7 protein-coding genes are annotated in these 12,081 nt (G+C 55.0%); 3 read left to right on the top strand and 4 right to left on the bottom strand.

The annotated features are described in order from the left end of the window. Positions 1–127 precede the first annotated feature (127 nt). Complete coding sequence (locus F6R98_RS14040; RefSeq protein WP_153248895.1) at positions 128–484, bottom strand: hypothetical protein; 357 nt, start codon at positions 482–484, stop codon at positions 128–130. Between the two features lie 195 nt (positions 485–679). Beyond that, on the bottom strand, positions 680–6,424 hold the full coding sequence (locus tag F6R98_RS14035) for a tetratricopeptide repeat protein (RefSeq protein ID WP_153249574.1): 5,745 nt from the start codon (positions 6,422–6,424) through the stop codon (positions 680–682). A 167-nt stretch (positions 6,425–6,591) separates the two neighbouring features. Here F6R98_RS14035 and F6R98_RS14030 point away from each other — a divergent pair, with 167 nt between their 5' ends. Both F6R98_RS14030 and F6R98_RS14025 read left to right on the top strand, forming a co-directional pair. Next, a complete protein-coding gene (locus F6R98_RS14030; RefSeq protein ID WP_153249573.1) occupies positions 6,592–7,068 on the top strand; it encodes a bacteriohemerythrin in 477 nt (158 codons plus the stop codon). A gap of 77 nt (positions 7,069–7,145) precedes the next feature. Next, positions 7,146–8,033, top strand: a complete 888-nt coding sequence (locus tag F6R98_RS14025) for a cytochrome c family protein (RefSeq protein ID WP_153249572.1) — start codon at positions 7,146–7,148, stop codon at positions 8,031–8,033. Here the strand turns inward: F6R98_RS14025 and F6R98_RS14020 are convergent. Then, positions 8,030–8,374, bottom strand: a complete 345-nt coding sequence (locus F6R98_RS14020) for a cupin domain-containing protein (protein WP_153249571.1) — start codon at positions 8,372–8,374, stop codon at positions 8,030–8,032. The genes F6R98_RS14025 and F6R98_RS14020 overlap by 4 nt on opposite strands. A 12-nt stretch (positions 8,375–8,386) precedes the next feature. Continuing rightward, positions 8,387–9,091 carry a hypothetical protein gene (locus tag F6R98_RS14015; RefSeq protein ID WP_153249570.1) on the bottom strand — a complete coding sequence of 235 codons (705 nt, stop codon included), beginning with the start codon at positions 9,089–9,091 and terminating at the stop codon, positions 8,387–8,389. 83 nt (positions 9,092–9,174) lie between these two features. Between F6R98_RS14015 and F6R98_RS14010 the strand changes: the two genes are divergently transcribed. Beyond that, a complete protein-coding gene (locus F6R98_RS14010) occupies positions 9,175–11,988 on the top strand; it encodes a valine--tRNA ligase (RefSeq protein WP_153249569.1) in 2,814 nt (937 codons plus the stop codon). Positions 11,989–12,081: the final 93 nt, after the last annotated feature.

Genomic DNA, 12,081 nt, shown 5'->3' with positions numbered 1-12,081 from the left:
GCCGCCAATGGCCAGCCGGATCCGCTTCCCGGTCAATTATATGCACCAATGGCCGACTGAATCCCTGGTTTTCCAACCATGTGATCCGTTCCGTCAGTTCATCCGGATGCGTCTGACCGTCGCCCTGTCAATCCGGCACTCGCGTTTGCCACACCCCTTCATCGGTGACCCCATTCTGAACCGGGGCCGCCAGCGGCGCGCCGCTCTGATCACTCGCCAGTAGCGTACTTTGCAATTCATAACCGACATCTGTGCCGTGTGTCGGTTGTTTGCGATCCTTCCTTATCGTGTGCGTGTTGTAGTTGATCCGCGACCCATCGTGAACACACAACGCATGGGCGTCGCATTCTGTCTCCACGTTTTGCTGAGACAACGCCGGCAACGGCCTCGCCAAACTCAAGGGTGTTTCTTGTTTATTTGACGGAAACCGCCACAATGCCTGCGCATGCGAAGCACGGCGCGTACCAGCAAACAGCGCTTTCATGCCCGCTGCCGGCTCATGCGTGCAATTGCCATGCGCGCTGACCAGGTTTTCGTACCGCCTCTTCAGCCGAGGTTCAAGCTTTAAAAAATCTGATTGCATACTACATATCATCGCAATTTATCCGACTTGTGTAGATACCTATGCCCAGCGGGAGAGGGAGTAAGTGTTTCGCTTCACGATTTGTACGGTAACGCTCTAGTTCACGGCAATGCGCGCGCGTTCCCTGGGTTTGAGCCGGTCGTTGCACATTGATATCAAATGCTTGATCGATTTAACATCCGGGTGCGCAGGCCCCAGTGTCCTTTCCCGTATCGCCAGTGAGCGGTAATAGAGCGGTTTGGCTCGGTCGAAATGGCCTATATCGTGATAAAGCCTTGCCAGGCTGTTCAGGCTTTTGGCGATATTGGGGTGATTGGGTCCCAAAGTCTTTTCCCATATATCCAGTCCGCGGAGATAGAGGGGTTCCGCCTTGGAGAATTGATCCTTATCGTGAAAAAGCCTTGCCAGGTTATTCAGGCTGATTGCGACATTCGGGTGCTGCGGTCCCAGCGCTTTTTCCTTGATCGCCAGCGCACGGCTGTATAGCGGTTCGGCCTCATCGTATTCCCCTTGAGTGTAATACAGCGAAGCCAGGTTGTTCAGACTTTTCGCGACATTCGGGTGCTGTGGTCCCAGGGATTTTTCCCAGATAGTCAAAGCGCGCCGATAGAGCGGTTTGGCGTCTTCATACCGGCCTTGGTCGTGATAGAGCCTTGCCAGATTATTCAGGCTGGTGGCGGTCCCAGGGTGTTCCTCGCCCAATGTGCTTTCAAGCATTTCAAGCGCGCGGCGGTAAAGCGGCTCCGCTTCGTCCAGCTGTTTTTTGTCGTGATGCAGCATGGCCAGATTGTTCAGGCTTTGAGCGACATCGGGATGCTGCGGTCCTAAGGCTTTTTCCTCAATTTCCAGGGCGCGCCGGTATAGTGCGGCAGCTTCGTCGTATTCGCCTTGAGCATAGTGCAGGCGCGCCAGATTATTCATGCATCCGGCTACATCAGGGTGCTCCATTCCCAGCGTTTTTTGTTCTATGTCAAGTGCTCGCCGGTAGATGAGCTCGGCTTCCTTATACTGATCCTGGATGTCGTGAAGCGTGGCGATATTGATCAGGCTTTGCGCTACGTCGGGGTGTTCCGGTCCCAGTGTATGCTCCTTGATGGCTAGCGCACGGCGATGCAGCTGCATTGCTTCAGCGTCGTTGCCTTGTTCATGCTGCAGCGTGGCAAGGTTTTCCAGTATCGGCACAATATCGGGATGGTCCGCCCCCAGTGTTTTTTCCTTGATGGCTAATGCGCGGAGGTAAAGCGGCGCAGCCTGCTCATGCCGCCCTTGAGCGTCATGTGCGCGCGCCAGTTGCTCCAGCAGTTCAGCTACCTCCGGGTGTTCCGGTCCAAGCATATTTTCCTTGATTGTCAAAGCATGCTCATATAACGGGGCGGCAATGCCGTGTTGCTTCTGTGCGCCATGTATTTTTGCCATGCGGTGCAGTAATTCGGCAATATCGTTATGCTCCTGCTCCAATGCTTTTTCCAGCGGGCTAGGCATGTGCGGTGAACGAGGCGGAGAGGCTGTATTCCTGTTTTCCTTCGCGTTTTTCTCCTGAATGTGCCGGCCGGACTTGCTATGGCCTCGATCCAATGGTTTCCAGCCTCTGGATGGATTAGGTATTTCAGTCCCTCTCATATTTTTTAAAAATGCCATCGCGCGCTGATAAATCGGCATGTTTTTTTCGTCAGAGTTTTCCACGCGGGTTTTCGTGGCCGGAAATGGACTTTCTTTCCGTTGTTCAACTAGCGCCGGTTGGTCAATCGGTGCGGGATTATTGAACGTTTCGGAGTTTTCCATGCGCCGGGGTGGATTTGTCCGATGCGCCGTTTTGGTTGGGCGTCGCTTGCTGAACGAGCCCGGGCGGGAGTTCTGTGTGGTTTCGTTGTGTCTGACGATACCTGTGTTGTCTTTTTCCGGGTTGGCAGCTTTTTGAATTGTATTCGTGGCGGGAGCGGGTTCCCTGCGCGGGCTTTCCTCCATGGTGACGCGACTTTCGCCGGCCGTAGCCGGCATGCGTTGAGACGAGCCGTCAGCCTGCTTTTCTTGCGCTTCGATGATGGACGATTTCTCGGGCGATTTCGATTTCCTCGCCTTTTCCTCTATCTCGCGCGCGCGTTGAAAAAGCGGGGCTGCCGCAGCATGTTGCCCTTGCGTTTCGTACATTTTTCCCAGTTCGTTTATCAGTTTTGCCAGCTCATTCAGCAGTTCCTTGATCTCAGGGTATTCAGGTTCCAACGTTTTTTCCCGAGAGCTTGAATCGCTCTGGACAAACTCAAGGGGTGTAGCATGCCGATTTGGAATGTCATTCCTGTTTTTCCATATGTTTTCCCCCCGATCGCTTGAACGGGGGCCGCCGTGACCCGAAGCGAATGGGTTTCCGGCCTTGAGGATATCCGGCTCCGCCTCTTCTGTTCCCCATATTTTTTTAAAAAAATCAATGGCGCGTTGATAAAGCGGCACGCCGTTATTTTGGGGCTCCTCCCTGCGCGTATCTATAGCCGGAAGCTGGGAGCAAGATTTATCCGGTTCTACATTTGGCTTGGATTGGAGGGACAAAGCCGCTTTTTCGGAACCGCCCGGTTTCTCATCGCGTTGGTCGGGCTCCGGTTCAGGCGGCAATGCCGTTGCATTCAGCGCCTTTTCTGCAGGGCTCGGTGGTTCGCGCAACATGCTTCGCGCCCCCACAGCTTGGCTGTGTTGTATTATGGGTGGCGGCAGGGCGCTGCGAGGAGCGGAAGCAGGGGGGACGCTCGCCGTTGGCGATAAAGATAAAGGGGTTGATATGTCCGGCGCTTTTTCAGCCTGTATTATCCTGTTATCCGTCTCTGGAGCCTTTTGGCTGTTTTCACCCGGCGGATTCCCGCTCAAACGAATTTGCTCCTCGTGACGATAATCTCTAAAGTCAATCCGGTCGGGTTTCGGTGAGATGATCTTGCGGGCGCCGCCGGAGTGAGACGCCGTTATCGTTCCACCGTGCCTGTCGGTAATGTCTTTGCGATCTGCCCGCTTATCTTTGCCGGGATCAGATGCATCGGAAGCGCCGGGTTCCCGGCTCCGGGGTGTCTCAGGTTGAACGAGGCTCTGCTCGGTAGTGGTCGGCACGTATTCAGCGACATCGTTCTGCCGGCCTTCCTGCTCTTCAGGTGTCGATGTATTTTCGTCCGATGTTGCTTTTTCCGCTATGGCGCGCGCGCGTTGAAAAAGCGGGGCGGCCTGCTGGTGTTGACCCTGGGCTTCATGGGCCATCGCCAGATGGGTCAAAATTTTTCCGATTACGGGATGCTCCGGTCCCTTTACTCTTTCCATTATCGCCAGGGCGCGCTGATAAAGCTGCGCAGCCTGATCGTATTGCCCCAACACATGATATAGTCTGGCCAAGTGGTGCAAGTCTATGGCAATATCAGGGTGTTCCGGCCCCAGTTTTTTTTCCTTGATCGTCAGCGCGCGGCGAAGGAGTGTAATCGCTTGATCATATTGACCTTGCGCTTCATAAGTTCTGGCCAGACTGGTCAAGCTGGCCGCGATGGCAGGATGTTCCTCGCTTAGGGTTTTTTCATTGATTGCCAGGGCGCGGAGATAGCTTTCTTCCGCTTTCTTGAACTGCCTGTTGTCGAAATGAAGCTTGGCCAGTTGAGACAGGCAGGTGGCGGTATTGGGGTGATTCGGCCCCAGGGTTTTTTCCCATATGCCCAACGCGCGGTGGTAGAGCGGCTCCGCCAATGTGTATTCACCTTGAGCATGATGCAGCCGAGCTAAAAAAATCAGGTTTGTCGCGACGTGCGGATCTTCCGCCCCGAGCGTTTTTTCATAGATAGCCAATGCGCGGCGATAAAGCGGTTCCGCTGAACGGTACTGATCTTGCGCATCGTAGATTCTGGCCAATTGATTGAGGCTTGTGGCCACGCTAGGGTGGTCCGGCCCCAGTACTTTCTTTTTGATGCCCAGTGCGCGGCGATAGAGCGGTTCCGCAGCCTCGTGATGTCCTTGCGCCTCATGTAATCTGGCCAGATGGTCCAGCGTGCCGGCCACGCTCGCATGGTCCGGTCCCAGCGACTTTTCCTGGATTGCCAATGCACGCTGGTAGAGGGGTTCCGCGGCATCATGCTGACCCTTCGACTCATGGAGCATGGCCATATTGTTCAGTGTAATGGCTATATTGGGATGTTCAGGCCCTTGGGTTTCGTTCAATAAGGACAGCGTGCGCTGAAACAGTGGTTCGGCTTGATCGTATTGGCCTTGCGCATCATGGAGCATGGCCAGATTGTTCAGCGTGGACGCCAGTTTTAATTTGTTGTCTTCGCGCAGGCATTTTTCGGCAAATTTTGCCGCCCAAAGCCGGTATGGCTGGACGAAGTCGTAGCGAGCGGCCTGTTCAAAAATATCCAGGCGGGCTTCCAGCCAGTCCAGCATTCGTCCGTCCTTAATGGACTCGGCATCGCAGTAATGGAAGGCTTCGTCGAAAGCCTCTTCGTGCTCAGGTTTCAGCTCTTTTAGGCTCGGTGCTTGGCAAAGCGCGTCGAAACGCTGAAACAAATAGTCACGGATGGCGTTGCGCCGCTCTGGAGGCAGTTCTTCCTGTAGTTGCGTTCGTAACGGTTCGTGTATGCGGTAGCGTTGATCGGAGGATAGTCGAAAGAGCGGAGTTGTCACAAAGTCGCGGAAAGCTGCCGGTGGAAAGCCGGTATCGTAGACCTGGATAATCTCGGTAAACAGCGTCCGGTCGAAGGCGCACGCCATAGACAGCGCCAGCAGCGTTTCTCTTTCGCCGCACCTGCGGTAAGGCATCAGTCGCTGGATCAGATTCTCTTGCGAATGGTTGAAATCTTCGTGTTGCGGTGTTTTATTGCTGGCGCGTAATGCGAAATAATATTCGGCCTGCAGTTTCAGATAAAGCGGGTAAGCTTCGCTTGCCCGGATAGCGGCTTTGCTGATGCTTTTGTCTACAATGGACATGGAGGCCAGCAATGCCTCGGCATCAGTATCCGTCAATGGTTCCAATAGATATTGTAGATATTGATTATCCGGATAATCGTGACAGCCGTCCGATTCTCCGGGTTTCCAGTGGAGCTCGCGCCGGGAGAAAAAAACGAATAATACGCCCGGAGTCGCTTCCAGCAGCCGGCGTACCCAGCTATCCGCTTCATAGGCGCTGTTGCCGCCGTCATCGGGTAAAACCTCCAGTAGCGTCTCATAGGCGTCAAGAAAAATGACTAAACTTTTGTCTTGATTCTCGCCTAAACATTGCGCAATATCTGCGCTGAAGTAATACGGGAGGCTTTCATAAAGTTGCTGGGGAGCCAGCCGTTCTACGCCGCGCAATACTTCTATGCTGCGCTCAACCCAGGGTTCGGCTGGTCTACAGCGCAGATTGTCGAGCCACTTTTCTCCGAAACCCAAACCGTCCTGGAGGGCTTTGGGCGTATGGGTTTTATCGTTAAAAGTATTTTCGCTTTCCTCTACGGTTTCGTGCAGTAGATTGCGCAGGTCTGCGTGTGGATAGACTTTATGCCAATACAGCGCCAGGGCGATATCAAAACAGGGAAACCTGATCTTGCCGCTACGATTGAATGTCGCTCTTAATTGCAGTAGTGCGCGGTCTGCCATGCGGTTAAGGGGAGCAGAGAAATCGACAAAAGCGGGGTGAGTCGTTTTGCTTTCCTTTTCCCGAAGAATCTCGCGCAGGCGCTCGCATAGCGCGCTTTTACCGATGCCCTCGGGGCCGTGGAAAACGACGGCATGGTGATGCTCGCGCGTAAGCCGGTTTTTCGCCTCAATGAATGCGCGAATAGCCTGCTTGCGGCCTATGAAGGTCCAGGCCTTTGCCTGGGGCGGTGCAGAGCCGGTTTTAGCCGGCATGCTTTAACCCGGAGCATAGTTTGCCGAGATACATCTGATTAAACACAAGCACTCTGGGCTGCCTCCTGCTACGCTACCGGGTTAAGACACGTGGGGCCGGTTTGAAATATACTTCACGCGGTCAGCTTTCGCAAATTTGTCATCAGACTTGAAAAAAGGGCAACACAGTGTCTTTAATTACCTGGAGCGATAATTTTTCAGTGGGCGTCGAGGAAATCGACACTCAGCATAAAAAACTGGTGCAATTGATCAATGACATGCATGTCATGGTCGGGAGTGTCGGGCGTATGGCGGTCAATGGGGCCGCGCATACAGGCGCGAGTCCCGATAACCACATGCTCTCTATCGACCACAATGAAATGGTGATGGCCGAGATACTTGAGCGGGTAATCGATTACACCGATTTTCATTTCAGCACCGAAGAACGTTTGATGGCGGAATATGAATTCCCGGGCTCTACCGGACACGTTCATGAACATCAGCGTCTGCTCGCTATAGCGCTTGAGTTACAGGACAAGCTTAATGACGGACAAGCCCGCATCACGCTGGAAACAATGGATTTCCTGAAGAAGTGGCTATCTCACCACATACTCGAAACTGATAAACTGTTAGGCAAATATCTGAACTCGCAGGGAAAATATTGACCGTCTGCTTGCGCGTCGCTGGCCGTGAAGACTCCGCGAAGCAAACATCACGTCAAATGAGCCGGAGAAATAATCGTATGCCTGTTAACTTCTTTAAAAAAGATGTGCGTCGTTCAGCGGACAATGTTCGGCTTTGGGCTGCTGTACGCGCTTGGTTGTCGATAATCTTGCCGGCGGCTGCGACGCTGTCTTCCGTTGCGGCATCGGCGATTGAGTTGCCGGAACCCGGACAGCTGGAAAGCTTATCCGATGTTGCACGCCAGAGTATCGGCGTGATCGAGCCGCATGAGTCGACCGAGGCACAGCCGGTGATCGTAAATTACGTCGGTTTGCCGCTTGATGTGTTGTTGACGCGCTGGTTTGGCGAGAGTTGGAAGGCGCCTGACACCGAAGTCGTGTTCTTCGCGCGCGACGGTTATCGTTCGTCGATAACGGGTGAGCGCTTGCAGCGTTTTCGCGCCTATCTGGCATTTGCGCGCGCTGACGGCGCGGCATTCGAGATTGATAATCCGGCTCAGAATCAAAAGGGCGTTGCGCTCGGGCCTTATTATCTTGTTTGGGATAATCGCGCCGCGCCAGAGTTGTTGAGGCAAGGGGGGAATGGGTGGCCGTATCAGGTTACGCGCATCAAGCTGCGCAAAGCTGCGGATGATCAGGTTTTGCTGCCGAATAACGCGGACGCCAGGCTGATGCTGGGGTATGCGGCAACCAGGGAATATTGCCTGACCTGTCACCGTATTCATGGCCTAGGCGGCGAAAAGTATAAGGAAGACCTGGTGCGTGCGGCTTGCCGTTGGAGCGATGCGGATTTGCAAGCGTGGATTGGAAATCCGGGCCGTATACGCCCCGGAACGACCATGCCTCCATTGGCTTTATCCGTAGCGCAGCGGAACGACGTTATTGTTAATATCGTTCATTATCTGGATGCGATGAAGTCGGCCGATGCTACTGCGTGTCCGCGTTAGCGGCTTGGCGCAGGGAAGTGGACCGCGAGCCAGACGGTCGGTTGTTGGCTGTCCGTGGACTCCACCCGATGCCGCAGATGAGATGGAATCAGCAGGCAATCGCCAACCTGCAATGGCGTGGGTTCCGGCTGATCCTCTAACGTCAAAACGGCGCTTCCGGACAGCAAAAGCACCCATTCATCCCAATCCTGCCGATACCAGAATCCCGGAGGACTGGCCTGACCTTGTGAGACGATGCGCTCGATTCTGCATCCGGAAACGCTGAGCAGGTTTTCAAACTGCTCGGTTTTGCCGGCCTCCGGCAGGTTTTTGAACAGGTTGACGATATTGATTTTCTGCATGCCGGCCGGCTCCTATTCCGGCGGTGCAAAATCCAGCAGCGCGCTCTGATAGAACTCATCTACCAGCGAAATCGGGCGGTGCTGGTTATCGTAAAGCAGTGCCTGATGTTCGAATAGAACGAGCGGGATGGACAAGCGTTTGCCTTGGCGCCGGTCGCCGCTTTGGCGTTTATGCCGCGGCAGGCTTTCAGACAACGGTGGCCAGAAGCGCTGTACCGACAGCGTGATGCGGTAAGGCTGCAGCGGCTGGACGACTTTTCCAAATGGCGAGTCCGTGGTATCCAGCAGAAAATTCATTTCCGGCGTCAGCCGCGAAGGAACATACCAGTTATCCGCCTTCGAAAGCACATGGTCGCCGCACAGCAGTTGCACATGGCGATAGCGGACGGGTTCATTGTCCTGTACTTGCAGTTGCCTGCGCTGCTCTACCGTTGCCGGTTTTTCATCGGCCGCGATGCGCCTGGCGATTATCCGAGCCGGATCGGCCAGTTGGAATCGTGCGCACCATTGCTCTAGACTGCGTGTAGCGCTACGGCTGCCGAGGACATCGATATTGATTTCCTGAGTCAGCGCCAAGGCCAGCAGCCGGTTTTTGTCGGTATCCGGCCAGCCCGGCGGGGAGTCGTGCGCCATGCAGGTTGGGGCGATTCCGGCGCAAAAGAGCAGGAAGGCGAGATAAAAGGGTTTCACGGCAAGCATGGGCGGCTCAATGGGCATGAATTCGATAGGCGTTCCGGCGTATATGCTATAGAATAATATGTTACGTGTTTTTCCGCCATAAATCGTCTATTAAACCCATCATGGATAAAACCTATACACCTCATTCAATTGAGCAACGTCTCTACCGGCACTGGGAACAGCAAGGCTATTTTTTGCCGGAAGGCGATGGGACGCCTTATTGCATCATGATTCCGCCTCCCAATGTGACGGGCAGTCTGCATATGGGGCATGCATTTCAGGATACGTTGATGGATATCCTGACCCGCTATCACCGTATGGCCGGGAATAATACTTTATGGCAGGCCGGTACCGATCATGCCGGCATCGCGACGCAGATGGTGGTCGAGCGCCAGTTGAATGCCGAAGGAAAGACGCGGCACGATTTGGGGCGCGACGCCTTTATCGAGCGTATCTGGGAATGGAAACAGCAGTCCGGCGGCAGCATCACGCGCCAGTTGCGCCGTATGGGCAGCTCGCTGGACTGGGAGCATGAACGCTTCACGATGGATGAGGGCTTGTCGCAGGCGGTACGCACGGTTTTTGTCACTTTATATAACGAAGGCCTGATTTATCGCGGCAAGCGTCTGGTCAATTGGGATCCGGTGCTGCAGACGGCGGTTTCCGATTTGGAAGTGGTCTCGCAGGAAGAGCAGGGGCATTTATGGCATTTGCGCTATCCGTTGACCGACGGCAGCGGGTACATGGTCGTAGCCACCACACGCCCGGAAACCATGCTCGGCGACAGCGCGGTCGCCGTGCACCCGGAAGACGAACGTTACCGGCATTTGATCGGCAAAACCGTGACCTTGCCGTTGAGCGGACGTGAAATAGCGGTGATCGGCGACGATTATGTCGATCCCGAATTCGGTTCCGGCTGCGTCAAGATCACGCCCGCGCACGATTTTAACGACTATGCGATAGGCCTGCGCCATGGTTTGGCGATGATCAACGTTTTGTCGTCCACGGCTGCGATACTGGCCGACACCACCGACGCATCCATACCGCCCAAGTACTACGGCCTGGATCGATACGAAGCGCGCGATGTCATCATTCACGATCTCGATCGTGCGGGGCTGCTGGAAAAAATTGACGATCACAAACTGATGGTGCCGCGCGGCGATCGCAGCGGCGCTGTTTTGGAGCCGCTGCTGACCGATCAATGGTTCGTGGATCTGACGCGGGATACGCAACCGGACGGGCGCCCCGGCGGACGCAAGGCGATTACCGAACCGGCGCTGGCGGCCGTGCGCAACGGCGACATCCGTTTCGTGCCGCAGAACTGGGAAAATACCTATTTTCAGTGGCTGGAAAATATTCAGGACTGGTGCGTCAGCCGCCAGATCTGGTGGGGACATCGGATTCCGGCCTGGTATGACGATGAAGGGCGGGTTTATGTCGGAGAGTCCGAGGCGGCGGTGCGTGAGCAATATCACATTGCCGATGAAGTCCGGCTGCGTCAGGACAGCGACGTGCTGGACACCTGGTTTTCTTCGGCGCTGTGGCCGTTTTCCACGCTGGGCTGGCCGGAAAACAGCGCGCGTTTGCAGCAGTTTTATCCGACCAGCGTATTGGTCACCGGTTTCGATATCATTTTCTTCTGGGTCGCGCGCATGATTATGATGGGCCTGAAGTTCATGGGCGAGGTGCCGTTTCGCGATATTTACATACACGGACTGGTGCGCGACGCCGAAGGTCAGAAAATGTCGAAGTCCAAGGGCAATGTACTCGATCCCATTGATCTGATCGACGGCATTGCATTGGATGATCTGGTCGCAAAGCGCACTAGCGGGCTGATGCAGCCGAAAATGGCCGAGGGTATCGAAAAACAGACGCGCCGCGATTTTCCTGACGGCATCGCATCATACGGCACCGACGCATTGCGCTTTACCTTCGCCTCGCTGGCTTCGACCGGACGCGATATCCGTTTCGACCTGAAGCGCGTGGAAGGTTACCGCAATTTCTGCAACAAACTGTGGAATGCGGCGCGTTACGTGTTGATGAACACCGAGGGGCAGGATATCGGCTTGAGCGGAGGCGCTTGCGTTTACAGCCCGGCCGATCGCTGGATACAGAGCCGTTTGCAGCTTACCGTCAAGGAGGTGCGCGACGCGGTTGCCGGATACCGCTTCGATCTGGCCGCGCAGGCGCTGTATGAGTTTACCTGGGATGCTTATTGCGACTGGTATCTTGAGCTCGCCAAAATCGCGCTGCAGGCGGGTGACGAAGCACAGCAGCGCGGTACGCGCAAGACGCTGGTGGATGTACTCGAAACTTTGCTGCGCCTGGCGCATCCGATCATGCCTTTTATCACCGAAGAAATCTGGCAGCGCGTCGCCCCGCTGGCGGGCAGCAAAGGCGAATCCATCATGACCCAGCCTTATCCCGAGTACGATGAGGCCAGACACGATGCTGCGGCTATCGATGAAATGAGCTGGGTCATGGGCTTCATTCTGGGCGTGCGGCGCATACGCGGAGAGATGGATATTGCGCCGGGTAAGCTGCTGCCGGTATTGCTGCAAAACGCCAACACAGCCGATCAGGCGCGCCTGGAAACCAGTCGCGCAGTTTTGCTGCGCCTGGGCCGTATCGAATTTATCGATTGTCTCGGCGCTGCGGATACAGCGCCCGAGTCGGCTATTTCCCTGCTTGATGACTTGCGAATATTGATTCCGATGAAAGGTTTGATTGACAGGGAAGCCGAGCTGGCGCGCCTGGAAAAAGAGATTCAACGCCTGGAAAAAGACGTGCCGCGCATCCAGGGGAAGCTGGACGACGCCGGTTTCACTGCAAAAGCACCGCCTGCGGTTATCGAGAAGGAGCGGAAAAAGCTTGCCGACATACAGGGATCGCTGGAGCAATTGCGTCAGGAAGCGGAGAAAATCAGCCGTTTGTGACTATCGAAAGTTATTGAATATGAGCGTTAGGTGCGGCTCAGAGGCTGAAGTGATAGAATCAAGGCATATGTTATCCGGGTTTGAGTTATGCGT

This window comes from Candidatus Methylospira mobilis (assembly GCF_009498235.1).
In the GTDB taxonomy this organism is placed as follows: domain Bacteria; phylum Pseudomonadota; class Gammaproteobacteria; order Methylococcales; family Methylococcaceae; genus Methylospira; species Methylospira mobilis.
Note: the sequence above shows the minus strand (reverse complement) of the source record. Positions and strands in the feature narration are given on the sequence as shown.

Bases quoted from the DNA above. Each gene is read 5' to 3' on its own strand.
- F6R98_RS14015 (WP_153249570.1), bottom strand. From the start codon at position 9,091: ATGCCCATTGAGCCGCCCATGCTTGCCGTGAAACCCTTTTATCTCGCC.
- F6R98_RS14040 (WP_153248895.1), bottom strand. From the start codon at position 484: ATGAAAGCGCTGTTTGCTGGTACGCGCCGTGCTTCGCATGCGCAGGCA.
- F6R98_RS14010 (WP_153249569.1), top strand. From the start codon at position 9,175: ATGGATAAAACCTATACACCTCATTCAATTGAGCAACGTCTCTACCGG.
- F6R98_RS14025 (WP_153249572.1), top strand. From the start codon at position 7,146: ATGCCTGTTAACTTCTTTAAAAAAGATGTGCGTCGTTCAGCGGACAAT.
- F6R98_RS14020 (WP_153249571.1), bottom strand. From the start codon at position 8,374: ATGCAGAAAATCAATATCGTCAACCTGTTCAAAAACCTGCCGGAGGCC.
- F6R98_RS14035 (WP_153249574.1), bottom strand. From the start codon at position 6,424: ATGCCGGCTAAAACCGGCTCTGCACCGCCCCAGGCAAAGGCCTGGACC.